The organism is Metabacillus sp. GQ13, assembly GCF_059758525.1.
Map to the genome: position 1 here is coordinate 360,496 of NZ_JCAXET010000001.1, position 25,929 is coordinate 386,424.

At 35.7% G+C, this 25,929-nt stretch carries 22 protein-coding genes; all 22 read right to left on the reverse strand.

What is annotated here, in order from left to right; genetic code table 11:
- Positions 1 to 206: 206 nt before the first annotated feature.
- Positions 207 to 464 (reverse strand): YlmC/YmxH family sporulation protein, encoded by a 258-nt coding sequence (locus AC6CHR_RS01785; RefSeq protein ID WP_498246734.1) that lies wholly within the window; start codon positions 462 to 464, stop codon positions 207 to 209.
- 227 nt (positions 465 to 691) lie between these two features.
- Positions 692 to 1,930, reverse strand: coding sequence for a M16 family metallopeptidase (locus AC6CHR_RS01790; RefSeq protein WP_498246735.1), 1,239 nt, complete (start codon positions 1,928 to 1,930; stop codon positions 692 to 694).
- Positions 1,931 to 1,932: 2 nt separating this feature from the next.
- Positions 1,933 to 2,949 carry a polysaccharide deacetylase family protein gene (locus AC6CHR_RS01795; RefSeq protein WP_498246736.1) on the reverse strand — a complete coding sequence of 339 codons (1,017 nt, stop codon included), beginning with the start codon at positions 2,947 to 2,949 and terminating at the stop codon, positions 1,933 to 1,935.
- Between the two features lie 205 nt (positions 2,950 to 3,154).
- Positions 3,155 to 5,266: a polyribonucleotide nucleotidyltransferase gene (gene pnp, locus AC6CHR_RS01800; protein WP_498246737.1), complete on the reverse strand. Its 2,112-nt coding sequence runs from the start codon at positions 5,264 to 5,266 to the stop codon at positions 3,155 to 3,157.
- A gap of 208 nt (positions 5,267 to 5,474) precedes the next feature.
- Complete coding sequence (gene rpsO, locus AC6CHR_RS01805) at positions 5,475 to 5,744, reverse strand: 30S ribosomal protein S15 (protein ID WP_498246738.1); 270 nt, start codon at positions 5,742 to 5,744, stop codon at positions 5,475 to 5,477.
- Between the two features lie 126 nt (positions 5,745 to 5,870).
- Positions 5,871 to 6,818 (reverse strand): bifunctional riboflavin kinase/FAD synthetase, encoded by a 948-nt coding sequence (gene ribF / locus AC6CHR_RS01810; protein ID WP_498246739.1) that lies wholly within the window; start codon positions 6,816 to 6,818, stop codon positions 5,871 to 5,873.
- Positions 6,819 to 7,003: 185 nt separating this feature from the next.
- Positions 7,004 to 7,924 (reverse strand): tRNA pseudouridine(55) synthase TruB, encoded by a 921-nt coding sequence (gene truB / locus AC6CHR_RS01815; protein WP_498246740.1) that lies wholly within the window; start codon positions 7,922 to 7,924, stop codon positions 7,004 to 7,006.
- Positions 7,925 to 8,008: 84 nt separating this feature from the next.
- Positions 8,009 to 8,365 carry a 30S ribosome-binding factor RbfA gene (rbfA, locus tag AC6CHR_RS01820; RefSeq protein ID WP_498246741.1) on the reverse strand — a complete coding sequence of 119 codons (357 nt, stop codon included), beginning with the start codon at positions 8,363 to 8,365 and terminating at the stop codon, positions 8,009 to 8,011.
- Between the two features lie 16 nt (positions 8,366 to 8,381).
- Complete coding sequence (locus tag AC6CHR_RS01825; protein ID WP_498246742.1) at positions 8,382 to 8,660, reverse strand: DUF503 domain-containing protein; 279 nt, start codon at positions 8,658 to 8,660, stop codon at positions 8,382 to 8,384.
- Entirely contained in the window at positions 8,657 to 10,882 is a 2,226-nt protein-coding gene (gene infB, locus AC6CHR_RS01830) for a translation initiation factor IF-2 (protein ID WP_498246743.1), read from the reverse strand. Before infB ends, AC6CHR_RS01825 begins: the two co-directional genes overlap by 4 nt.
- Before the next feature lie 19 nt (positions 10,883 to 10,901).
- Positions 10,902 to 11,207 (reverse strand): YlxQ family RNA-binding protein, encoded by a 306-nt coding sequence (locus AC6CHR_RS01835; protein ID WP_498246744.1) that lies wholly within the window; start codon positions 11,205 to 11,207, stop codon positions 10,902 to 10,904.
- 4 nt (positions 11,208 to 11,211) lie between these two features.
- Entirely contained in the window at positions 11,212 to 11,484 is a 273-nt protein-coding gene (rnpM, locus tag AC6CHR_RS01840) for an RNase P modulator RnpM (RefSeq protein ID WP_498246745.1), read from the reverse strand.
- Between the two features lie 13 nt (positions 11,485 to 11,497).
- Positions 11,498 to 12,622 (reverse strand): transcription termination factor NusA, encoded by a 1,125-nt coding sequence (gene nusA, locus AC6CHR_RS01845; protein ID WP_498246746.1) that lies wholly within the window; start codon positions 12,620 to 12,622, stop codon positions 11,498 to 11,500.
- 210 nt (positions 12,623 to 12,832) lie between these two features.
- On the reverse strand, positions 12,833 to 13,303 hold the full coding sequence (rimP, locus tag AC6CHR_RS01850; protein ID WP_498246747.1) for a ribosome maturation factor RimP: 471 nt from the start codon (positions 13,301 to 13,303) through the stop codon (positions 12,833 to 12,835).
- 492 nt (positions 13,304 to 13,795) lie between these two features.
- The gene (locus AC6CHR_RS01855; RefSeq protein WP_498246748.1) at positions 13,796 to 18,112 is read right to left on the reverse strand and encodes a PolC-type DNA polymerase III; all 4,317 of its coding nucleotides are present in this window, start codon (positions 18,110 to 18,112) and stop codon (positions 13,796 to 13,798) included.
- A 186-nt stretch (positions 18,113 to 18,298) separates the two neighbouring features.
- Positions 18,299 to 20,002, reverse strand: a complete 1,704-nt coding sequence (locus AC6CHR_RS01860) for a proline--tRNA ligase (protein WP_498246749.1) — start codon at positions 20,000 to 20,002, stop codon at positions 18,299 to 18,301.
- A gap of 119 nt (positions 20,003 to 20,121) precedes the next feature.
- Positions 20,122 to 21,381 (reverse strand): RIP metalloprotease RseP, encoded by a 1,260-nt coding sequence (gene rseP / locus AC6CHR_RS01865; RefSeq protein ID WP_498246750.1) that lies wholly within the window; start codon positions 21,379 to 21,381, stop codon positions 20,122 to 20,124.
- Between the two features lie 19 nt (positions 21,382 to 21,400).
- Positions 21,401 to 22,549, reverse strand: coding sequence for a 1-deoxy-D-xylulose-5-phosphate reductoisomerase (gene dxr, locus AC6CHR_RS01870; protein ID WP_498246751.1), 1,149 nt, complete (start codon positions 22,547 to 22,549; stop codon positions 21,401 to 21,403).
- A gap of 235 nt (positions 22,550 to 22,784) precedes the next feature.
- Positions 22,785 to 23,582, reverse strand: coding sequence for a phosphatidate cytidylyltransferase (locus AC6CHR_RS01875; RefSeq protein ID WP_498246752.1), 798 nt, complete (start codon positions 23,580 to 23,582; stop codon positions 22,785 to 22,787).
- A gap of 18 nt (positions 23,583 to 23,600) precedes the next feature.
- Positions 23,601 to 24,380, reverse strand: coding sequence for an undecaprenyl pyrophosphate synthase (gene uppS, locus AC6CHR_RS01880; protein WP_498246754.1), 780 nt, complete (start codon positions 24,378 to 24,380; stop codon positions 23,601 to 23,603).
- Positions 24,381 to 24,504: 124 nt separating this feature from the next.
- Positions 24,505 to 25,062: a ribosome recycling factor gene (frr, locus tag AC6CHR_RS01885; protein ID WP_498246755.1), complete on the reverse strand. Its 558-nt coding sequence runs from the start codon at positions 25,060 to 25,062 to the stop codon at positions 24,505 to 24,507.
- 2 nt (positions 25,063 to 25,064) lie between these two features.
- Positions 25,065 to 25,787 (reverse strand): UMP kinase, encoded by a 723-nt coding sequence (pyrH, locus tag AC6CHR_RS01890; protein ID WP_498246756.1) that lies wholly within the window; start codon positions 25,785 to 25,787, stop codon positions 25,065 to 25,067.
- Between the last annotated feature and the right edge of the window lie 142 nt (positions 25,788 to 25,929).

Here is a 25,929-nt window from a genome sequence, read left to right on the forward strand (position 1 = left end):
GGAGGGTGAAGTTCACTAGGCGCTGAACTTTATAGCTGAACACTATACAATTCCAAAAAACGGAATAAACGCTTATTTATAAAAGTAGGGAAACCATTTTGGCTTCCCTTTTACAAAACGTATTTGGTATTTGGTATTAATTATACATCGTTCATTCTTTCTACGGACAAGTTATTTCCTAATGCATGACCAATCGATATCGATGCTTATTCTATTTGTTCAATTTGTTCATCTGGAATATCGAGGATGATCATATCGGTTCCAATCTTTTTAATGTGTTGCCAAGGTACACGAATTTCCTGTCCTTGTTTTCTTAATCCAAACCATTTTAATGAAGGAATAATTAAAGAGGTTATTTGGCCAGTTTGTTCATTAATTTCTAAATCAGTTTGACCTAGGACTCCTAAACGTTCAGCCCGCTTCACATCAACAATTTCTTTTCCACTTAATTCACTCAATCTCATGTCCATTCCCCCTTTCTATTATCTTATCGTTCATAAGCATATAAAAATGCCTATAATTTTAAAATTATAGGCATTTACTAATTGTTTACATTTTAAAAGACCTTCTTAGCACCTCTAACACGTGAACCAAACCGTATTGGTATTATTAACTTATGTAAGAACGAATCTAGTAACAAAAGACAGCTTTCGTACTTGTCTGAGCTGCCAAGACCATTCAAATCAAAATGTTACTGAAGTTTCTCAGGAAAATGACCATCGGGACTTATTAAAGCAACGGAATAAGAGTCTGTAAATAATTGGTTCGCAAGAGTATTTACACTTTCTTCACTTACTTCGTTTACCATTTCAATAATAGAGTCTAGTGAACGGTGATGTCCTAGAAGTAGCTCATTTTTACCGTTTCTGCTCATTCTACTATTTGTACTTTCAAGACTTAGCATTAAGCTACCTTTCATTTGTTCTTTGCTATTGGCCAATTCTTTAGAAGTAATACCTTCAGCTTTAAGTGTTGTTAATGTGTCCTGAATTGTTTCAAATAATTGATTTAATTGTTTACTTCCAGTTCCTCCATAGATGGTTAGCAAACCGTTATCTGCAAATGATGAATGATAGGAAAAGACTGAGTAAGCCAAACCTTTTTGTTCTCTTACATCCTGGAACAATCTGCTGCTCATACTTCCACCCAATATATTATTTAGTACGATTAGGCTATAAATTTTTTCATGACCGACTTCTAAACCATTAAAACCAATACAAAGATGAGCTTGCTCTGTATCTTTTTGTCTAGATAGCTTTTGATTATTAAAACTCGGCTTCTCAAATTCGCGTTTTTTTCCGCTGGTTTCAAAGTCACCAAATAGTTTTTCTACAGATTTAAGGAAATCTTCAGAAACATTGCCTGCCACAGAAATCACCACATTATCTGGTGTGTAATGACCATCCATGTATTCTCTTAATGTATCACCATTAAAAGTTGCAAGTGTTTCTTCTGTACCTAAAATTGGGTAACCAAGTGGGTGATCCCCGTATGTAGCTCGACTTAGAACATCATGAACAATATCATCTGGTGTATCTTCATACATCTTAATTTCTTCATATACAACATTTTTTTCCTTTTTTAATTCATCTTCATCAAAAGTCGAATGAAAGAACATATCTGCTAAGACATCTAATGCGTACTCTGCATGATCATCTAAAACCTTTGCATAGTAGCAAGTATATTCCTTTGAAGTAAATGCATTTACTTGCCCACCGATACTATCAAAGGATTCTGCTATTTCACGTGCTGATCTTGTTTTTGTTCCTTTAAAAAACATATGCTCAAGAAAGTGAGAAACCCCATTATCTTTTAAGTTTTCATTCCGTGAACCGGTACCAATCCACACTCCAATTGCGACTGAGCGAACCGTCGGGATGTTTTCAAGTACAATTCTTACTCCGTTTTGACACGTATATTTTTTGATCAATCTTACTCCTCCTTCATAACTGCTCCATTTTCAGATTCATCTGTTTTATTGTTTTTTTTATTAATTGAAAGTCTAGATTCGTCTACCATCATTGTAACAGATCCGAACGAAAATCCCTTTTGTTTAATAGATAAAATTAGGGTTTCAAGACTCTCTGCTGTTGGAGATGTAGGGTGCATTAAGATAAAAGCCCCCTTATGGACTTTACTAATTACACGTTCTACTAATACATGTGGTTCTGGTCGCTGCCAATCAACTGTATCAACACTCCATAATACCGTTTTCAATGACATTTGGTCAGCAATCTTAATCACCTCACCGTTCATGCTACCACTAGGTGGAGCAAACCAGGTTGGGGTAATGTCTGTTACTGATTTTATAACATCATTTGTTTTTACTAACTGCTCTCTAATAGATGCATGGGAAAGTTTACTCATATCTGGATGTGAATAGGAGTGATTTCCAATTTCATGCCCTGCATCAACGATCATCTTAGCCATCTCTGGATTTTCTTTTACCCATCTACCTTCTAAAAAAAACGTTGCTTTTACATGGTGTTTATTTAACGTTTCTAGCATATCAGGAATATACTCATTACCCCAAGCCACATTAATTAAAAATGACACCATTGGTTTATCTGGATGACCACGATAAATTGGTTCCGCAGGTAAATTACTTAAATGAATAGATGGTTTGGTCTGTCGGTAGACAAGATGTTTTTCTTCAAACAAACCTTTAATCTTCATTTTTTTATAAGAAGCTTCAATATCCACCTCTAAACCATTGTATCCCGGAGTTGCCTTCCATACTTTATCTATTATTGCATTTTGAGCTGGTATGTTATACTCCTCTGATTTTGATACAATCTTTTCGTACAAATTGTCCTGGTGCTTTGAAGCAGCCAAGCTAGTATATTTCAATTGATCAACATATGAAGAGCTAAAAGGATTATTAATATACCCGATACTAACAGTTAAGATTAATAGAAATCCAGCGGTAAAGATTATCTTCCTTAGCATTATGTATCCCCCTTATTACTAAAAAATATGTAAAAAGGGGACAAGGTAGAACCGAAAAAACGAAGACTTAGTTGAATGTGAAGCAATCATCTAACAATTTTTAAGTATAGTCATATTTTAGTGATCCTTAGGATACCACGAAACAAGATGATTTGATATAATAGACGCTCAACCCAAAAAGAGCCCGGTTTTCCCGGCCTCCACTTTAACCTTCTTGCTTTTCTTTTTGCTCTTTTAAAACCGCTTTTCTTGATAAGTTAACCCGACCTTGCTTATCGATTTCAGTTACTTTCACTAAAATCTCATCCCCTAACGAGACAACGTCTTCCACCTTACCAACACGTTCTTCAGCAAGTTCAGAGATATGAACTAGCCCATCCTTACCATTGAAAATTTCAACAAAGGTACCGAATTTTTCAATTCGTTTTACCTTACCAAGATACATTTGACCAACAACAACTTCACGAACAAGATCTTCAATGATTTTCTTCGCCTTTTGATTCATTTCATCATTTACTGATGAGATAAATACCATACCATCTTGTTCAATATCGATCTTGACACCTGTTTCTTCAATGATTTTATTAATTTGTTTTCCACTTGGACCAATTACATCTCTAATCTTATCTGGATTAATTTTCATCGTTAAGATTTTCGGTGCATATTTGGAAAGTTCTTGTTTAGGTGTTGACAGTGTTGCAAGCATTGATTCTAATATTTCCATACGACCCTTTTTTGCTTGTTGTAATGCTTCTTCAAGGATTTCTCTGGATAGTCCATCAATTTTTATATCCATTTGTAAAGCGGTAACACCTTTTTCTGTACCCGCAACCTTAAAGTCCATATCTCCTAGTGCGTCTTCCATACCTTGAATATCTGTAAGGACAGTATAATGCTCTCCAGATTTTACAAGACCCATCGCAATACCGGCAACTGGAGCTTTAATTGGAACACCTGCATCCATCATTGCTAGCGTACTAGCACAAATACTTGCTTGAGATGTTGAACCGTTTGACTCAAGTACCTCAGAGACTAGACGAATTGTATATGGAAAATCCTTTTCTGTCGGAATAATTGGTTCTAATGCTCGTTCACCTAATGCACCATGTCCAATTTCTCGACGGCCTGGACCTCTCATTGGACCTGTTTCCCCTACACTAAACTGTGGGAAATTATAATGATGCATGAAACGTTTTGATTCCTCAATCCCAATCCCATCCAAAATTTGCACATCTCCAAGAGCACCTAGAGTACAAATACTTAAAGCTTGAGTTTGTCCTCGAGTAAACAAACCCGAACCATGAGTTCTTGACAATAAACCTACTTCAGATGAAAGAGGTCTTATTTCATCAACTCCACGCCCATCAGGTCGTACCTTTTCTTCTGTAATCAGGCGTCTTACCTCTGCCTTGACTAACTTAGATATAATTTGTTTTACCTGTTTAATTGTGGAATCGTCAGCTTCAGTTTCTTCATATTTGGCAACAATTGCTTTTTTCACTTCAGAAATGGCAGCTTCTCTTGCATGTTTTTCATGAACTTGAATAGCTTGTAATAAGTCCTTTTCAGCAAATTGACGAATTTCTTTTTCAAGATCTGCGTCTAAATCAAACAGTTTAACTTCTATTTTTTCTTTTGCTACTGCTGAAGCAATTTCTTCTTGGAATTCAATAAGACGCTTAATTTCATCATGACCAAACATAATTGCTTCTAGCATCGTTTCCTCAGGGACTTCATCTGCACCAGCCTCAACCATGTTAATGGCATCTTTCGTACCTGCTACAACTAAGTGAATATCACTTTGTTCCATTTGTTTAACAGTTGGATTAATAATAAATTCATTATTAATTCTACCTACTGTAACACCCGCAATTGGTCCATCGAATGGAATATCTGATACACAAAGTGCTAATGAAGAACCGAACATTGCAGCCATTTCAGATGAGCAGTCTTGATCAACACTCATAACAATACTAATAACTTGTACTTCATTTCTAAAACCATCTGCGAATAATGGTCTAATTGGACGATCGATTAATCGACTAGCTAGAATGGCCTTTTCGCTTGGACGACCTTCTCTTTTAATAAAACCACCTGGAATTTTCCCTACGGAATATAAACGCTCCTCATAATTAACTGTTAAAGGAAAGAAATCTAGAGGCTTTGGTTCTTTTGAAGCAGTTGCTGTACTTAACACAGCTGTATCCCCATAACGTATTAGAACAGCCCCATTTGCTTGTTTAGCTAATTGACCTGTCTCGACAGTAAGGTTTCTACCTGCCCAATCTATGGAGAATGTTTGCTTATTTTGACCCATATATGTAAAACTCCTCTCTTAAATAGTAACATTATGTTATGTACTAGTGTATGAACTATTTAAATTCAACATATCAATGTTGTTATTGTATGTAAATAGGTTAAGAAAAAAACATGATAGGATTAGAAAAAAACTAAAACTTTAACCTATTACATTATCCATATTTAAATACACTAAAAAAGCGGGATAAATCCCGCTTTTGAAGTAATTAACGACGTAAACCAAGCTTTGTGATTAACTCACGATAACGAGTTACATCTTTATTTCGTAGATAAGTTAGTAAGTTACGACGCTTACCTACCATTTTTAATAGACCGCGACGTGAATGGTGGTCTTTTTTGTGAAGACGTAAGTGTTCGTTTAAGTTATTGATGTCCTCAGTTAGGATAGCAATTTGAACCTCTGGTGATCCAGTATCAGATTCATGTGTTTTAAAACTAGCAATTAATTCATTTTTACGTTCTTGTGTGATAGCCATCCTTTTCACCTCCTTAATTTTACAAAAAACCCCGATTACCGAGCAAACGTTGGTGAATCGATTTGCCAAGCAATGGTTTTAAGTTACAATAATTAGAATACTATTTTTCAACTGCTTTTGCAAGCACTAAACTGTTTTTCGCTCAAAAAACTGTAGTGCATCTACTTTATCTTTGGAAATTTGTTGGATGAGTTCCTCAACATTATTAAACTTCTGTTCACTTCTTATCCGTTTGTACCAAGAAACTGAGACCTTTTCCCCATAAATTTCCTTATGAAAGTTAAAAATATGCACTTCAATACTAGGTTTCAATAACTTTTCCTTGTTAAAGGTAGGTTTATAACCAATATTACATACTCCACTATATTTAAGATCATTAACTAGAATTGATACAGCATAAACTCCAGTGGGTGGAACCAAATAAAGATCAGCTATCTCTATATTGGCTGTCGGAAAACCTATTGTTCTCCCCCTTTTATCCCCATGAATTACAGATCCTGTAACCATATGTGGTCGCCCTAAGAGCGTATGAGCATATGTTACATCACCACTTTTTAATACTTCACGTATCAGTGTTGAGCTAATTTTGCGATCATTGTCGGTTTGTTCTTCAACGGTCGTCTGGAGAAACTCCTCACGGGAATGAAATGGGAGAGTTTCCATAGTCCCTTTTCCCAAATGGCCATATGTAAAATCAAAACCGGCAACGACATGTTTTACATTTAGGTTGATAATAAACTCGTCAACAAATTGTTGTGGTAGTAAAGCAGCAAAGTCTTTTGTAAATTCAACTACAAATAATGTATCAACACCTAAGTCTTCAATTATTTGTATCTTTTCTTCAAGCGGTGTTAAATAATCAATTTCCGCTTGTTTTCTAAGCACAACAAGCGGATGAGGATGAAATGTCATAACCGCACATTTCATCCCTTGCTTTTGAGCAATTTCCTTAGCTTTTATCATAACTTTTTGATGGCCTTTATGTACACCATCAAAATAACCTAATGCCAATACTTGCTCCTTAAAGTCTTGCTTGTTAAATGTATGTGGTTGAGATAGTTTAATAAGTTTCACAGTCAACTTCACCTTTTTTCTAACTTTAAGCTGCTGTTCATTCTAGGAAAAATAGCTAACTACTTACAGGCGTCGGTTTCTACACTACTCTTACGTATAGCATACGTGAGATTTTTAGGTAGCTGCGATTCCCTGAGACCATCAACGCTATTTGCCTGCTTTTGAACACTCATACTTATAGATTCTTAAGTTTCATTCATAAGCACTTTTATCGGCTTCATAAACTGAGCCTTTGTTGGATGCTTAGCATATATAGCAATGCACCTACCGTCCCTATTGTATATAACTATTGGGGACCCAACTTCAAAGTCTTGAAATTCTATAGGTAATTCAAGTAGTGCACCATTTTTCACTTTCTCTGCTAGAGTATCATGGATAATTAATTTCGGCAAATCTTTTAATGCATCACCAATTGACAGCAAAGATGCCTCAAGTGTACCATTTTCTATAGCTGCCTCTATTTCATCAAAATGCATACAATTCGATAAATCAAATTCACCTGATTTCGTTCTAATTAGATGTGACATATGAGCAGGATAACCAAGTCTTTCGCCAATCATCACTGCCAATGTCCGTACATAAGTACCTTTTGAACATGTTACACGAAATCGAAATTTAGTCTTATTATCTACATTGTTTACTTCATCTAAAAGGACTAATTCACTAATAATAATTTGACGGATAGGCCTATCTACTTCTATACCAGCTCTAGCATATTCATAAAGCTTTTTGCCCTTCACTTTTACAGCAGAATACATCGGGGGTACTTGCTCAATGGTTCCCACTAATGAAACTAACACGTCCTCAACCTCTTGTTTTGTAATTGGGAAGCGTACCTCTTTCTTTTCTATTACTTCACCAGAGGCATCTTCAGTAGTCGTAGAGAATCCAATTGTTACTTCTGCCTCATAGGTTTTTGAAGATGCAGTTAAATACTCAACAATTTTTGTTGCCCTCCCAAGACAGATTGGTAATACCCCTGTCACATCTGGATCTAATGTACCTGTATGTCCGACTTTTTTTGTTTTCGCAAGCCTTCTCATTTTCGCTACACAATCATGAGACGTCATACCTGTGGGCTTATGTAATAAAAGCACACCTTCCATTTAAAACCCCTCCTATGCCTTATAGATTTTGTTCGGTTAGAAAAAGGGATAGACGAAGGTGTCTATCCCTTTAACAAAGGAGAGTTACTCCTCCTCTTTATTTTCTGCATTAATCTCATGTAATAGTGTGTCAATTCGATTTCCATAAGTAATTGACTCATCAAATTCGAAAAGAATCTCAGGTGTTTTTCTCAACCTAATTCGTTGACCAATTTCTGAACGAATAAACCCTTTAGCTTTTGCCAAACCTTTTAACGTATTTTCACGTTGTTCTTCATCTCCTAAAACAGAGATAAAAACTTTAGCAATTTGCAGGTCACCAGATACACTTACATCTGTTACTGTAACAAAGCCGATACGAGGATCTTTTATTTTTCGACCTATTATATCGCCTAACTCTTTTTTCATTTGTTCACCGACACGGTTTGCTCTTAAGCTCATGTCATCACCTCTTTACTTACAGCCAGTCAATAGTCGTAACCGTTCGCTCAATTTCAGGAAATGAATCAATAAATCGCAATACACTCTGCAATTCTTTTTCTGTTTGAACCTTTGAGGAACTAATCGCAACTATGCCAAACTTTGTACGCTGCCATGTATTTTGATAATCAATTTCTGAAATTGAAACATTATATTTTTGTTTTACCCTTGAAAGTACTCGTTGTAAAACAGCTCTTTTATCCTTTAAAGATTGCGCGTCATAGATCATGCATTCACAATCAATTGCTCCAATCATTTACGCTCAATTTCCTCCATAACATATGCTTCAATAATGTCGCCTTCTCTAAGATCATTATAATTTTTAATAGTGATCCCACACTCATAATTTCGAGCAACTTCTTTTACATCGTCTTTAAAGCGTTTTAATGTATCTATTTCACCTTCGAAAATTACGATTCCATCACGAATTAATCGTACACCACTATTACGAGTGATTTTACCTTCAGTTACATACGCTCCAGCAATCGTACCAATTTTAGATACTTTAAATGTTTGACGTACTTCAACCTGACCGATTACTTTTTCTTCGAATTCAGGATCAAGCATACCCTTCATTGCTGATTCAATTTCTTCAATTACTTTGTAAATAATACGATGCAGACGAATATCTACTTCTTCAACATCAGCTGTTTTCTTCGCTCCATTATCAGGACGTACGTTAAAGCCAATAACGATTGCATTAGAAGCTGCTGCAAGAATGATATCTGATTCAGTAATTGCACCTACGCCCGTGTGAATGATTTTAACACGTACCCCTTCAACATCAATTTTTTGTAATGCCGCTGCTAAGGCTTCAACAGAACCTTGAACATCAGCTTTGACAATTAAATTAATGTCTTTAATTTCACCTTGTTTAATTTGCTCAAACAAATCATCTAAACTTAATTTAGATCCTTCACTGCGTTGAGCATCCATTTGCTTTTGGGCTCTTGCTTCCCCTACTGAACGAGCTTTCTTTTCATCTTCAAATACCATGAACTGATCCCCAGCTAATGGAACATCATTTAGTCCAGTAACTTCAACAGGGGTTGAAGGTGCTGCCTCTTTCACTCGACGACCAATATCGTTAACCATTGCACGAACACGTCCAAATGTATTTCCAACAACAATTGGATCACCGACGCGTAGTGTACCGTTTTGAACTAGAAGAGTTGCAACAGAACCTCTACCCTTATCAAGTTGTGCCTCAATAACAGTACCAGTAGCACGTCTTGCTGGATTTGCTTTTAGTTCTTCAACTTCTGTTACTAAAAGAATCATTTCAAGTAGGTCTTCAAGCCCCGTACCTGTTAATGCTGAGACAGGTACAAAGATAGTATCCCCACCCCAAGCCTCTGGTACTAGACCATGTTCTGTTAATTCTTGCATAACGCGGTCTGGGTTTGCTGCTTCTTTATCAACTTTGTTTACTGCCACAATGATTGGAACTTCTGCAGCTTTTGCATGGTTAATCGCTTCAATCGTTTGAGGCATAACACCGTCATCTGCAGCAACAACTAAGATTGTAATATCGGTAACCTGGGCTCCTCTGGCACGCATCGTTGTAAAAGCAGCATGACCAGGTGTATCAAGAAATGTAATCTTCTGATCATTAGCTACAATTTGATATGCTCCAATATGCTGTGTTATTCCCCCAGCTTCCCCTTCAGTTACTTTTGTATTACGAAGAGAGTCTAAAAGAGTTGTTTTACCGTGATCAACATGACCCATGATTGTGACGACAGCAGGACGGATGACTAGATCTTCCTTTTTGTCTTCTTCTTCATATTTTTCAAATTCTGTTTTTTCAAAGACAATTTCTTCTTCAACCTCAACATTATATTCCCCAGCAATTAATTCGATTGAATCTTTATCAAGCTCTTGATTTATTGTTGCCATAGTGCCTAGTAGAAGTAGCTTTTTAATTATTTCAGATGGTTCAAGTCCAAGTTTTCCAGCTAATTCTCCTACAGTTAAGCTACCTGTAAAAGTGATTTTACTAGGTAATTCTTTTTTTGGTTTAGGTTGTAAGGGTTGTTGAAAATTACCTTTTGTTTTCTTATTGTTATTGTTTTTCTTACCCTTATTTTGATTAAAAGGTTTGTTGTTAGCTTGATTTGGTTTGTTGTTATTACGATTTGTATTTGTTTGAGCTGGCTTTTGCGTTTTGTTGGCAGCTGCATTGTTTACACTAGTTACTTTTGTATTATTTGTATTAGTTGTATTAGTTGTATTAGTTGTATTAGTTGGACTTGGTTTTGAATTATTCACTTGGTTCCCCGTTTTCTTAGTCGTTTCGTTATTTGTATTACTTGTATTTTTTGTTTTAAACTTTTGATCTAGTTTAACAATCACATCAGCTTCGATCGTTGACATATGGTTGCTAACTTCAACATTCAGCTCTTGTAACGTATTAATAATATCTTTACTTGATACATTTGATTGTTTTGCGTATTCATATACTCGCATTTTTGTCATACGTTCACCCCCAAGAATATTAATCGAGCAAGGTTTTTAACTTTGCAGCAAAGCCTGCATCATTTACCGCTACAACGACTCTCGCTTCTTTACCAATTGCTTTACCTAATTGGTAGCGATCTTCAACAGTCATAAAGGGGACCTGATAATAATTACATTTATCTGTTACCTTTTTCATTGTGTTAGCAGATGCATCTTGTGAAAGAAGAACAAGCTTAGCACGCTTTTGTCTTACTTCTTTAACTACAAGTTCTTCTCCTGATATTACTTTTCGTGCTCGATTTGCTAAGCCCAATAAGGACGTCCACTGTTTTTGCTGATTCATGTATTTATTCTTTCTCCTTCTCAGCCAATTGAAGTAACTCTTCGTAAACAGTTTCGTCAATTTTTGTCTTTAAATGATTGGCAAGAACATTCTTCTTTTTCGCTTGTAAAATACACTCTTTTTCTAGAGTGATATAAGCCCCGCGTCCATTCTTCTTACCGGTAAGGTCGATAGAAACTTCGCCCTCCTTTGATCGAACAACACGGACAAGCTCCTTTTTCGCTCTCATTTCACCTGTTGCAACACACTTACGCAAAGGTATTTTGCGATTGGTCATGGGATTTCACCTCTTATTCACTAAGCTCTGATTCGTGAAAATTTGTTAAAAGTGGTTCATCAAGGTTTTCGGATTCACTTTTTTGAATTGGATAAATCCCAGCCTTTTCTGCGTCAGTCTCACTTTTTATATCAATTTTCCAACCAGTAAGTTTAGCTGCTAGACGAGCATTTTGCCCACGTTTCCCAATTGCTAAAGATAGTTGATAGTCCGGTACAATAACAGTTGTAGCTTTCTCTTCTTCATTTACAAGGACGTCAACTACTTTTGATGGACTTAATGCATTAGCAACAAATTCAACTGGGTCTTGAGACCATTTGACAATATCAATTTTTTCACCTTTAAGTTCATTAACAATTGCTTGTACACGTTGACCTTTTGGACCAACACATGAACCAACTGGATCTACCTCAGTATTTTCGGAATGAACAGATATTTTCGAACGGTCTCCAGCCTCACGTGAAACAGATTTAATTTCAACTGTCCCATCATATATTTCAGGAACTTCAATCTCAAATAACCTTTTTAATAAGCCAGGATGTGTTCTTGACACAAAAATCTGTGGACCCTTTGTTGTCTTTTCAACTTTAGTAATAAATACCTTTATACGATCATGTGGTTTATACGTTTCATTTGGCATTTGTTCACTAACAGGTAAGAGGGCTTCAATTTTCCCTAGGCTTACATAAATAAACTTTGAATCGGTTCGCTGAACAATACCAGTCATAATGTCTTCTTCACGATCAATAAACTCACTATAAATAACACCGCGTTCAGCTTCTCGTACACGTTGTGTTACTACTTGTTTAGCTGTTTGAGCTGCGATACGTCCGAAATCTTTTGGGGTTACTTCCATTTCAATAACATCGTTAAGCACATAATTTGGATTAATCCCTTGTGCTTCGCCAATTGATATTTCTAGACGTGGATCATAGACCTCATCAACAACATCTTTTCTTGCATAAACTTTCATTGAGCCTGTATCCCGATTAAGATCTACACGAACATTTTGTGCTTGGTTAAAATTTCTTTTATAAGCAGAAATTAATGCAGCTTCAATGGCGTCAATAATAATTTCTTTACTGATGCCCTTTTCCTTTTCTAAAATTGTTAAGGCATCAAATAATTCACTACTCATTTTAACGGCTTCCCCCTTAAAAAATAAGCTATATGCTAATTCCTGTTTTGTACTATCCATCTTCTTCATTTAAGGTTAAGCTTACACACTTAAGAAGTAAGCGGAGAATAATTTTGATTATAATGTGCGTATTGTTAAAGTAATACAATTCCTATGCGACTCTATTTTTCACTAGATCTCTAGAATAACAAATAGTTAGAACACACTAAATTAAAAGGTAACGGCTAGTCTAGCCTTTGCCACTTTATCATAAGGGATTTCAAACTGTTTTTTTCTAGTCTTAATCGTTACAGTTATAACAACTGTTTGACCATCAAAATCAGTTAAGACACCTTCAAATGACTTTTCACCATTAATTGGTTCATACGTTTTAATATGAACATTTTTACCAATTGACTTTTTAAAATCTTCCTCTTTTTTTAAAGGTCTTTCAGCACCTGGTGATGACACCTCTAAAAAGTAGTTATGTTGGATGGGGTCTAGTTCATCAAGCTGCTCGCTTAAACGCTCACTTACAATACCACATTCCTCAATATCAATGCCTGTATCCGAATCAATAAATAAACGAAGAAACCAATTAGAACCTTCTTTTACATATTCAATGTCAACCAATTCTAAATTCATATCACTTAATATTGGCAACAATAATTCTTCGACAATTTCCGTTACTTTTTTGCTCATTCTCTTCCTCCTTGCTAAGAAAGCGCGATAGCCTGATCTTTGTCTGCACTATTCATCCTGTGCTCGTAGGTCCGTAGCGCTTGAGCTAGATATTTCTCTAACCAAAGCTGTTTGACACGTTTAATTGCTGAAAAACCCTGCCTTGTGAGCAGGGAATGATATGTAATATACAATCCGAGTAACGAGGACGATTACAATACGAAAGAGTGGGTTTCCCCACTCTTTTCCTCTGCTTATCGTTAGCATTTCCATTAAAAGCATAACATAACCGTAATTTTATTGCAAATTCATTCCTAATTTACCAAGTAGCTGAACCTTATAGTCTATAAAAATTAATTAACTATGCTTTGAGGGGTCAGGCCTTACTTAATGCACCATCTGTTGGAATTTATCATTATTTAGTGCAACAAATTAGTAATAGTGATCAACCACAATTAACTTCAGTAGACATTTTTTTATTACCTTGGCTGAACTAAATCCCTACTCATTGAATTAGAAGAGTGAAAGTTGGTTTTGGTCTGGCAATTCATCTAAACAACCATGATTTGTTAGGTACTCAATGATTGTTTTCGATACCTTACCACGTTGCTGAAGATCTTCTTTGGATAAAAATTCTCCGTCTACTCTAGCTTTTACAATATTCAAGGCCGCATTTGTTCCAAGACCAGGTATTGAATTAAATGGTGGAATTAGCGTATCTCCATCAATGATAAATTCAGTAGCACTTGATCGATATAAGTCAACCTTTTGAAATGCATATCCTCTTTCACACATTTCTAGGGATAATTCCAATACTGTCAGAAGATTTTTTTCTTTAGGTGAAGCATCTAAACCCTTTTGATTTATTTCATTAATGAGTGCTTTCATAGGGTTTGAACCTTTTACCATTGTATCAATATCAAAATCATCTGCTCGAACTGTAAAATAGGCTGCGTAGTATAACAATGCATGATGCACCTTAAAGTAAGCAATTCGGACTGCCATTAATACATAGGCCGCTGCATGAGCTTTTGGGAACATATATTTAATTTTCAAACAAGAATTTATATACCAAGATGGAACTTCCTGACTTTTCATTTCTTCTTCCATTTCGTCCGTAAGGCCCTTCCCTTTACGAACAGATTCCATGATTTTAAAAGCAAATGAAGGATCCAATCCTTGATAGATTAAATAAACCATTATATCATCACGACAACCAATTACTTCACTTAATGTACAAGTCTTATCATGTATCAATTCTTGAGCATTCCCTAGCCAAACATCAGTTCCATGTGATAGACCAGAAATTTGAACCAATTCAGAAAAAGTTGTTGGTTTAGTATCTTCGAGCATTTGACGTACAAAACGTGTACCAAACTCTGGAATTCCAAGAGTTCCTGTTTTACACATAATTTGTTCTTCTGTAACACCAAGAGACTCTGTACCACTAAAGATTTTCATAACCTCTGGATCATCAGTCGGAATTGTTTTTGGATCAATTCCACTTAAATCTTGAAGCATCCGAATTACGGTTGGATCATCGTGCCCGAGAATATCAAGTTTTAATAAGTTATCATGAATGGAATGGAAATCAAAATGAGTAGTACGCCATTCCGATTCTTTAGAATCTGCTGGAAATTGGATTGGCGAGAAATCAAAAATATCCATATATTCTGGTACAACGATTATTCCACCTGGATGCTGTCCCGTATTTCGTTTTACTCCGGTACATCCCTGAACTAATCGATCAACCTCAGCACCTCTTTGAATAAGATTATTATCATTCGCATACCCTTTTACGTAACCATACGCTGTTTTCTCTGCAACAGTACCAATTGTCCCTGCACGATATACATTATCCTCCCCAAAAAGAACCTTGGTATAATTATGAGCTACCGGTTGATATTCACCTGAGAAATTCAGATCAATATCAGGAACCTTATCACCTTTAAATCCTAGGAACGTTTCGAAAGGTATGTCATGTCCATCTTTTTGATACTGTATCCCACAATTAGGACACTCTTTATTTGGTAAGTCAAAACCAGAGCCTACAGAACCATCGTTAAAAAATTCAGAGTGCTGACAATTTGGACATACATAATGTGGTGGCAGAGGATTTACTTCAGTAATTTCGGTCATTGTTGCAACAAAAGATGAACCAACAGATCCACGTGAACCAACAAGGTAACCATCATCTAGCGATTTTTTAACAAGTTTATGCGAAATAAGATAAATAACCGCAAATCCATGGCCAATAATACTCTTAAGCTCTTTTTCTATACGAGCTTCAACTATCTCAGGAAGATTATCCCCATATATACCTCTAGCTCTTGAATAACTCATAGCACGAATTTCCTCATCAGCGCCATCAATTTTTGGCGTATATAAATCATCTTTTATTGGCTTAATTTCATCAATTATTCCGGCAATCTTATTCGTATTTGCAACGACAATTTCTTTTGCCTTTTCTTTACCTAAAAAAGAAAAACAGTTCAACATTTCATCTGTTGTCCGAAAATGAACATTAGGCAAATCATGACGATTAAGAGGGTTAGCACCTCCCTGGGAGTTAACTAAGATCTTTCTATAAATCTTATCAACAGGATTTAAATAATGGACATTTCCTGTTGCAACTACAGGCTTTTCAAGTTTTTCCCCTAGCTTAACAATATTAGTTACAATTTCTTTTAATGCTGTTTCGTCCTTAATATAATCCAAATCTATTAAATGCTTATAAACCTCTAGTGGCTGAACCTCTAAATAGTCATAATAAACAGCAATATCTTCGACTTCATCTGGGGATTTTTGCATCATCCCTTCAAAGACTTCACCTTTATCACAAGCCGAACCTACTAGAAGACCTTCACGATATTTATTTAATAATGATCGCGGAACTCTTGGGACCCGATAAAAATAATTCATATGTGAAATAGACACTAATTTAAATAGATTTTTTAAGCCAGTCTCATTTTGCGCTAGGATAGTTGCATGATACGGTCGTGAACGTTGGTATGAATTACCTTTACCCATATTATCATTAAATTGATTATGATTTTCGATGCCCTTTTCTGCTGCATCCTTTAGCATTTTAATTAGTAGATACCCCGTTGCTTCAGCATCATAAATCGCTCGATGATGCTGGGTTAATTCAATATCAAACCTTTTACAAAGAGTATTCAACCGATGATTTTTAAGTTCAGGGTATAAGAATCTTCCTAATTCAAGTGTATCGATAACAGGATTCTTAGCTTTTCCTACACCCAATAGTTGCTTATAGCCCACATTTAAAAACCCCATATCAAAGCTAGCATTGTGGGCAACTAAAATATCATTTCCAATCCAGTCCTTAAATTTCGATAGTACCTCATCAACATTCGGAGCATCTTTGACCAAATCATCTGTTATACCTGTTAAGTCAATCGTTATAGCAGAAAGTGGGTGATGAGGATTTGCAAATGATTCAAATCGATCAATAATCTCACCTCCACGAATTTTAACAGCAGCCAACTCAATGATTGTATCGTAAACAGCAGAAAGACCGGTTGTTTCTACGTCAAATACAACATATGTTTCATCAGGTAAAAACCTGTTATCGTCGTTATAAGCTATTGGGACGCCATCATTTACTAGATTAATTTCAACACCATATAAAATCTTCACACCATGTTTCTTACCAGCTGAGTATGCTTCTGGGAATGATTGGGCGACAGCATGATCAGTTAAAGCAATTGCAGAATGTCCCCATTTCATAGCCTGCTCTATATATTTACTTACAGGTGTAACAGCATCCATTTGGCTCATTGGTGAATGTAGATGAAGTTCAACTCGCTTTTCGTCCGCGGGAGCTTGATCCTGTCTCTCTTTAGGCGATACCTCATTAATATCATTTGCCATCATCACAAGGTCTCTTACAAATGTGTCAGTTTGTATGCTTCCACGTACTTTAAGCCACATACCTTTTTTTACAGCTTGGACTAAATTAGCATCCTCTTTATCCCTTGCAAACATTTTAACTAGAATTGAGCTTGTATAGTCAGTTATTTTAAATGTGAGAAGGGTTCTTCCACTCCTTAGTTCCTTCGTTTCAGCAAAAAATACATAACCTTGAATCGTAGCTCTTCTTTCTTCATCATCAATTGATAGAAGAGTTCGTATTTCCTCATCATTTTTGATTGTATAGCCAATTGTTAATGGTCCAGAGTATTCAGCTTGTCCTGACTCTTGCTGTTTCTCAGCATTGACCATCTCTGTTAAGGCTTGAAAACCTCTTTCTTTATCTTCTTGGAGTTTTTCTTCTTGAAACTTCTTTATTTCTTCTTCTGTCACACCAACTGATGTCTCCATTTGTAAAGCAGGAAAACCCAACTGCTGAAAGCTCTCTTGAATTAGCGGAGCATACTTTCGTTTTATTGTCATTGCTTCGGTATCATTCTTGGTTTTAACAATAACCTTTATTCCCTGTACAGTTGGTTTTTGTTCATTTAAAAGAGATAGCATTGGCGGAGATATTCCGTCCATTTGCTGTATACAAATTGACCAATAATCCTGTATATGTTTTTCTTCAAATAATTGGTCTATTGTTTCAATCGTAAAACTAACATCCGCAATATGAGCAAATGCCTTAGAAAGTCTTGTTTGAAATAGTTGATAGATATCAAAAGGAAGTATTTTTTCTAATTGAAAATGAAAATGCCACTGTTTTAATTGTTTATGAACAGTTAACTTTGCGATTGAACCATTTTTAAAATGAATGACAGCTGCATCTTCTATTAAATTTATTTGTTGGAGCAGAAGTTGAAATCGTTCTATTTGGTTAATTGGAGTATCCATCCTATATCCTCTCTCTCCAGGTTTCTCTATATCTATAAATAAAATCAGAAGAGGCTGCCTCATTTTAACAATAACCTCTATATACAAAGATTGTATATAGAGGTTATGTCTCCACTTTTGAGTCAGCCTCTTTCCGTTCATTTTCTATGTCTATTCTAGCAGATTTCTAACTTGCTGTAACCCATTTTAGTTACCCAGTATTTGGCTAATTTTATCTTGAAGATCATTTATCGCTACTTCAAATGACTCTCCAGTCTTTCGCACCTTTACTTCAACAATTCCTTCGTCAGCTCTTTTACCAACAGTAACACGGACAGGTAAGCCGATGAGGTCTGAATCAGCAAATTTTACTCCTACACGTTCTTGTCGATCATCAAGCAACACTTCATAACCTTGTTGAATAAATGAACTGTAAAGTTTATCTGACAATTCCTTTTGTGATTCATTCTTTACGTTTACTGGAATAACATGTATTTGAAATGGTGCGACATTTTCTGGCCAGGTAATCCCAAATTCATCGTTATGCTGCTCAATAATTGCGGCTAAGGTTCTTGATACTCCAATACCATAACAACCCATAATTATCGATTGCGCCCTACCATTTTCATCCAAAAACGTTGCATTCATTGCTTCACTATATCTAGTTCCTAGTTTAAAGACATGGCCAACTTCAATTCCTTTGGCAAATTTAATCAAACCTTCTCCATCTGGAGACATGTCACCCTCTTTGATAAAACGAAGGTCAGCATATTGACTAACGTTGGCATCGCGTTCGATATTGACACCTTGGAAGTGAAATGACTCTTCATTTGCACCACAAACTCCATTGACGATTGCTCTGATTGCATGATCTGCAACCACCTCAATATCATCAGAAACGTTAATAGGTCCAATAAACCCTGGAACACATTGTATACCTTCATTTATCTCTTCAGCTGTTGCCAATTCAACAATTGAAGCATCGAATAAGTTCTTTACTTTAATATCATTTAGTTCATGGTCACCACGAACTAAAACTAAAACAAAACGCTCATCCACCTTAAATAAGATCGACTTTATACATGATTCCTTCGATATATTCAAAAATTTGGAAACCTCTTCAATTGTTTTTTGATTTGAAGTTTCTACTTTTTCCAATTCTAACAACTCTTGATTACCTTTTTCATATTTCGCAATGACAGGAGCCATTTCAATATTCGCAGCATACTGAGAGGTATCAGAATAAGCAATTGTGTCTTCACCTATTTCCGATAATACCATAAATTCATGAGTATCTTTACCACCCATTGCCCCAGAATCAGCTATTACCGCTCTAAAGTCTAAACCACAACGAGTGAAAATATTTTGATAAGCTGTAAATATTTTTTCGTAAACCGCGTCCAGGCTATCTTGAGTAGCATGAAATGAATAGGCATCCTTCATAATAAATTCACGTCCACGTAAAATACCAAAGCGAGGCCGTTTCTCATCACGGAATTTGGTCTGAATTTGATATAAAGCTAGTGGCAAACGTTTATATGATTTAATTTCATCGCGAACTAGGCTTGTAATGACCTCTTCATGAGTAGCACCTAGTGCAAACTCACGATTATGACGATCTTTTACTCTCATGAGCTCTGGACCATAAGAATACCAACGATCAGACTCTTGCCAAAGCTCAGCTTGTTGTAATGCTGGCATTAATAATTCTGATGCGCCTGCTTGATCCATTTCTTCACGAACGATTTGTTCGATCTTCTTTAACACTTTTTGTGCCAACGGTAAGTAACTATAAATACCACTAGTGTTTTGCCTGATAAATCCAGCCCGAAGCATTAGCTGGTGACTTCTTACTTCTGCATCTGCTGGAACTTCTCTAAGAGTTGGAATAAACGTCATACTTTGTTTCATTACTAGCACCTCTATTTTAAATTAAACTAACATCTTCTATAAATATTACTTCATTCATTTCTTAAAGTGTTCAAAATGATTCCATTAGTTATGAATCACTTCTAGTTGAAACTAAGATATTAAAGGAACAGTCGTTGAATATCATTCCATGTCACAACAAGCATCAATAACATTAGCAATGAAAACCCAATAAAATGAACAATTCCTTCTTTTTGTCGATCTATAGGTTTCCCTCTCAATGCCTCGATGAATAAGAATAATAAACGACCACCATCTAAAGCAGGTATTGGTAAGAGATTAACAATACCTAAGTTAATGCTTAAAAGTGCTGCCCATCTTAGTAAGTTAATTGTTCCAGAATCAGCTACTTGATCGGTCATATCGTATATACCAACTGGCCCAGAAAGCATATCTATCGAGAATTGCCCTGTAACTAGTTTACCAAAACCAATTAATATTTCCTTTGTCCAAGTATACGTTTCTACAAATCCATATTTAATTGAGCTACCAAAAGATTTATCTACTGGATTATAAGCCCCGATACGACCAATTGTTTCCTCCCCTACCTTTGCAGCATCTGGGACAACTTCAAATGAGAGAATTTCACCATCACGTTCAACCTCAAAAGTAAGTTCTTTTTCAGGGTTATCTTGAATAATGGTTACGATTTCTTCCCATGATGATGTTGATTGTCCTTCAATTGTTTGAATGACATCACTTTCAAGTAAGCCAGCTTCTTTAGCGGAACCATCCTCAGTTAATTGTCCTAATCTAGGTTCATTTACTGGAGCTCCTTGAATAAATCCTAATGTAATCAATATAACAAGAGCTAGCAGAAAATTCATGAATGGACCCGCAAATATAGCTGCTATTCGCTGTCCAACTCTTTTAGACTGGAATTGACGATTATAAGGTGCAATTTGAATTTCTTGACCATCGACAATAAAGAAGGAAGTTTCACTTACATCAAACCGTTTAATAAGTTCCTCTTCACCATGCTCATATCCAGAAATAAACATATTATGATCTAAATCAGCATTTTCGACCTCAATAATACGAGCCTGTGGATACTTTTCTTTATTATTTAGAATAATTTTTTCAACTTTATCCTCTTTATTAAATAGCAAGCCGACATTATGACCCGGCTTAACTTCTATAACTTCTGGATCTTCACCTGCCATTTTAACGAAACCACCTATTGGTAATAAGCGGATCGTATAAACTGTTTCATTTTTTTTGAAGGATAAAATTTTCGGTCCAAAACCAATCGCAAACTCTCTACATAGTATTCCCGCTCTATTAGCAAGAATTAAATGGCCTAGCTCATGAAAAAATACAAGAGCACCGAAAATGAGAATAAACGCTATCACTGTATTCAACTTTTATGACCACCTTTAACTAGATTAATGTTTGTACAAAATTCCGAGTAAGCTGATCAACTTCTTGAATATGTTCCAAACTCGGTTGTGCGATGCTCTCATGTCTATTCATAGCTCTTTCAATAAATTCCTCTATTTGCAAGAAACGAATATGCCCCTTTAAAAAAGCAGCAACAGCTTCTTCGTTTGCTGCATTTAAAACAGTTGGCATTGTTCCCCCTATTTTACCTGAATCATAAGCAAATTGTAAGCATCTAAATCTATTAAAGTCTATCTTTTCAAAATGTAATTTACCTATTTCGGAAAGTTCAAGTCTCTTGGCATTTTCTAATGGTAAGCGATTAGGAAAGGTAAGAGCATATTGTATTGGTACCCTCATATCAGGTGTACCAAGCTGTGCTATCACACTTCTGTCTTGAAACTCAATCATTGAATGAATAATACTTTCTTTATGTAAGATAACATCTATCTTTTCATAGGGCATGTTAAATAACCAGTGAGCCTCAATAACTTCTAAACCTTTATTCATCATCGTTGCCGAGTCTATCGTAATTTTTGCTCCCATTGACCAATTTGGATGGTTCAATGCTTCGGTTACAGTAACTTCTTCAAGCTCTTCTCGTTTCTTATCACGGAAGCTTCCTCCTGAAGCTGTAACGATAAGTCGGTCAATCGCCTTTATACGTTCCCCCTGTAAACATTGAAAAATAGCTGAGTGTTCACTATCGACTGGCAAAATATCAACATTATACTTCAGTGCATATTCTGTCACGATATGTCCCGCAGTAACAAGTGTCTCCTTATTAGCAAGAGCAATTGTAATATGATTTTCAATAGCCTTTAAAGTGGGAATTAACCCAACACTTCCGACAACAGCATTAACTAATACATTTACTCCATCATAAATTGCAGCTTCTATTAGAGCGTCTGATCCATATCCAAACGTGACTTCCTCATTTGAAAACTCCATTGATAAAATTCTAAATGTTTCTTTATCTTTAACAGCTACAAAATGAGGTTTGAATTTTTTAATTATTTCACTTCCGGTTTGATAATTGGTTCCGAAAGACATTGCTACAAGCTCAAACTCTTCTGGGTGTGATTCAATGACATCAAGAGTCTGCATGCCAATCGAACCTGTAGCTCCTAATAAGCTTATTTTTTTCACAAAGTCACTTCCATTCAAACAGATTAATCAACTTTCTTGTGTGAAGGTTTTTTTCGCAAAGTTTGTTTTTTTGAGTAATAACCAGTTCTTTGTATTTAGTCTTTTTTCGTTCTGTTTTCGTTCTGTTTTCGTTCTCTTTTCGTTAAATCGCCTCGCCAATTTCGTTTTAGTTAATTCCTAATTAAACGAAAAAATCCGAAGGCTGCTTTTTTGTTTGATACGTTTAGTAAAGAGCCTACGAGAAAAAGATTCTCAAAAAATGTAACATAGGTAAAACAAATAGCAAGCTATCAAAACGATCCAAAATCCCACCATGTCCTGGAAGAATTGTACCAGAATCCTTAACTTGATAATGACGCTTTAGTGCTGATTCAACGAGGTCACCTATTTGTCCAAATACTGATAAAAATATGGTCACTACTGTAACAATTAGATAATTGTCTAGAACCCCAGTAAAAGCATGATAAATCCAAGCAAAGATCACTGCAAAGAGAATACCACCAACTGCACCTTCAATTGTTTTATTTGGACTTATTTCTGGCCAAAGTTTATTCTTGCCTAATGAACGTCCAACAAAATAAGCCCCTGAATCAGTTACCCATATCAATATTAATGCATAAAAAACAAGTTCAAGACCACCTGGGTACAAGTTTCTTGTTTCAATTAAAAAGTAAAAGCCAATACCTAGGTAAAAGACAGCAATGACGACAAAACCCACATCATCGAATGTAAATTTGTTTTTTGTCACAACTGTATACGTTAATAATAAAAGCAATACCAGAAATGCAAATTCCGCTTTTGAAAAATCACCTAATATATTTATATATGAGTTAGGAATTAGAAGAACCCATAATATAATTAAGCTTAATATCCCTGGAATACTTAGTAATGAAATTTTTTTCATTTTTAATAATTCATATAATGCAATTGATCCTAATAGGAAAACAAATATTGTAAACGGAAGCTCTCCGTAAATGACAAATGGAAGAAAAATAGCTACAGCAAGTACTGCAGTCAATATTCGTTGTTTCATAATATTATTTCATCACCTTTATACGCCGCCGAATCTGCGTCCTCTTTGTTGATATGTGTGTATTGCTTGTAAAAAATTTTGCTCTTTAAAATCGGGCCATAGTACATCCGTAAACCAGAATTCAGTATACGCTAACTGCCATAACATAAAATTACTTAGTCTAATTTCACCACTAGTACGTATTAATAGGTCAGGATCTTTCAATGAATGTGTCATTAAATAATCTGAAAACATATCTTCATTTATATCTGATTCATCCAACGCTCCACTTTTGACCTCATGTGTAATTTTCTGTATTGCTGTAATTATTTCTGCTCGACTCCCATAGTTTAAAGCAAAGTTTAAGATTAACCCACTATTTTCTTGGGTATCTTTCATCGCTTTGTCTACAGCCCTTAACGTATGTGCGGGAAGTCTAGTTTTATCACCGATGATTTGCACTTGGACATTTTCTGACACAAGCTCTGGTAAATAAATATTTAAAAATTCCTCTGGTAATTTCATTAAATAATCAACTTCTATTTTCGGTCTTTTCCAATTTTCAGTGGAAAAGGCATAAAGAGTAAGCGCCTTAACACCTAGTTCATTCGCCTGTTTTGTAATTCTACGGACTACCTTCATTCCTTCATGATGACCAGCAATACGTGGAAGTGCTCGCTTTTTAGCCCATCTTCCATTACCATCCATGATAATCGCAATATGTTCGGGAATTTCTCCCTTTAAAATATCTTCTTTTACAATCATAGTTTCATTTATGGTTTGAGAATTTCCTTTCCACCATTTTAATAAGTTGAGCATGTGATTCCTCCATCACCCAATAATTCATGATCTCTCTTTACCATGATAATGTTATCAGTATTAACAAAAAAACCCCCTGTAAACATTAGAGGGTCAACACATATCTATTGTACATATTATATCATTAAACTTCCATGATTTCTTTTTCTTTATCTTTAGCAACTTGATCAACTTTTACAATAAAATCATCAGTTAGTTTTTGGACATCCTCAGTATTGCTTCTTAATTCGTCCTCAGTAATTCCACCATTTTTCTCAAGTTTCTTCAAGTCGTCATTTCCATCACGTCTAATGTTACGAACAGCAACTTTTGCTTCTTCCGCATACTTTTTAACTAGTTTAACAAGCTCTTTACGTCTTTCTTCTGTAAGAGCCGGTATCGATAAACGAATCAACGAACCATCATTAGATGGTGTTAGACCTAAATCTGATTTTAGTATAGCCTTCTCAAGGTCGCCTAGAATTGTTTTGTCGTATGGTTGAATCACAAGCAAACGAGCTTCAGGGACACTAATAGAAGCAAGTTGATTAACTGGTGTTGGTGCACCATAATAGTCAACTGAGAGCTTATCCAATAAGTTAGCACTTGCTCTTCCAGCTCTTACTGATGCTAATTCACGACTTAAAGCAGTAACTGCCTTTTCCATTTTATCCTTAGTATTTGCCAATACTTGTTTAGCCATGTTTATTTCCCCCTAACAATAGTTCCGATGTTTTCACCTGTTACGGCACGTCTAATATTTCCTTCTTCCATTATAGAAAAGACAATTAATGGAATATCATTATCCATACATAAAGAAGAAGCAGTTGAATCCATAACAGCTAATCCTTCTTTAAGAACATCTAAATAGGACAATGTTTCATATTTTATTGCATTTTTATCAATTTGCGGATCAGCACTATATACACCATCAACATTATTCTTAGCCATTAATATAACATCAGCTTCAATTTCTGCTGCACGTAATGCCGCTGTTGTATCAGTGGAGAAATAAGGATTCCCAGTTCCAGCAGCAAAGATAACGACACGCTTTTTCTCCAAATGACGAATAGCTTTTCTTCTTATGTACGGTTCCGCAACCTGCCTCATTTCGATAGAGGTTTGCACACGTGTTTGGATACCTTGAGTCTCAAGACTGTCTTGTAAAGCAAGAGAGTTCATTACAGTTGCTAACATGCCCATATAATCCGCAGTTGCACGATCCATACCCATTTCACTACCGATTTTACCACGCCAAATGTTTCCACCGCCAACAACAACAGCAACTTCTACATCTAACTCAGCAATTTCCTTCACCTGTTTTGCTATCGACTGAATAACAGTAGGATTAATACCGAAGCCATTTTCACCTGCAAGTGCTTCTCCACTTAATTTAAGTACAATACGTTGATATTTTGCATTACCCATAATTACCTCCAGCTCTGTTTCCATTCGATTCTAAAAAATATCTTCAAAAGAAGGGAACACATCTTGTGTTCCCTTTTCACATTTTCAAAAATGTCCGACCTTTTACATAAATAAGGTATACTTTCATGCAATGATCGATACA

Coding starts and splice junctions, on each gene's coding strand:
- AC6CHR_RS01785 (WP_498246734.1), bottom strand. CDS start 464: ATGAGATTGAGTGAATTAAGTGGAAAAGAAATTGTTGATGTGAAGCGG.
- AC6CHR_RS01795 (WP_498246736.1), bottom strand. CDS start 2,949: ATGCTAAGGAAGATAATCTTTACCGCTGGATTTCTATTAATCTTAACT.
- pnp (WP_498246737.1), bottom strand. CDS start 5,266: ATGGGTCAAAATAAGCAAACATTCTCCATAGATTGGGCAGGTAGAAAC.
- rpsO (WP_498246738.1), bottom strand. CDS start 5,744: ATGGCTATCACACAAGAACGTAAAAATGAATTAATTGCTAGTTTTAAA.
- truB (WP_498246740.1), bottom strand. CDS start 7,924: ATGGAAGGTGTGCTTTTATTACATAAGCCCACAGGTATGACGTCTCAT.
- rbfA (WP_498246741.1), bottom strand. CDS start 8,365: ATGAGCTTAAGAGCAAACCGTGTCGGTGAACAAATGAAAAAAGAGTTA.
- AC6CHR_RS01825 (WP_498246742.1), bottom strand. CDS start 8,660: ATGATTGGAGCAATTGATTGTGAATGCATGATCTATGACGCGCAATCT.
- infB (WP_498246743.1), bottom strand. CDS start 10,882: ATGACAAAAATGCGAGTATATGAATACGCAAAACAATCAAATGTATCA.
- AC6CHR_RS01835 (WP_498246744.1), bottom strand. CDS start 11,207: ATGAATCAGCAAAAACAGTGGACGTCCTTATTGGGCTTAGCAAATCGA.
- rnpM (WP_498246745.1), bottom strand. CDS start 11,484: ATGACCAATCGCAAAATACCTTTGCGTAAGTGTGTTGCAACAGGTGAA.
- nusA (WP_498246746.1), bottom strand. CDS start 12,622: ATGAGTAGTGAATTATTTGATGCCTTAACAATTTTAGAAAAGGAAAAG.
- rimP (WP_498246747.1), bottom strand. CDS start 13,303: ATGAGCAAAAAAGTAACGGAAATTGTCGAAGAATTATTGTTGCCAATA.
- AC6CHR_RS01855 (WP_498246748.1), bottom strand. CDS start 18,112: ATGGATACTCCAATTAACCAAATAGAACGATTTCAACTTCTGCTCCAA.
- AC6CHR_RS01860 (WP_498246749.1), bottom strand. CDS start 20,002: ATGAAACAAAGTATGACGTTTATTCCAACTCTTAGAGAAGTTCCAGCA.
- AC6CHR_RS01875 (WP_498246752.1), bottom strand. CDS start 23,582: ATGAAACAACGAATATTGACTGCAGTACTTGCTGTAGCTATTTTTCTT.
- uppS (WP_498246754.1), bottom strand. CDS start 24,380: ATGCTCAACTTATTAAAATGGTGGAAAGGAAATTCTCAAACCATAAAT.
- frr (WP_498246755.1), bottom strand. CDS start 25,062: ATGGCTAAACAAGTATTGGCAAATACTAAGGATAAAATGGAAAAGGCA.
- pyrH (WP_498246756.1), bottom strand. CDS start 25,787: ATGGGTAATGCAAAATATCAACGTATTGTACTTAAATTAAGTGGAGAA.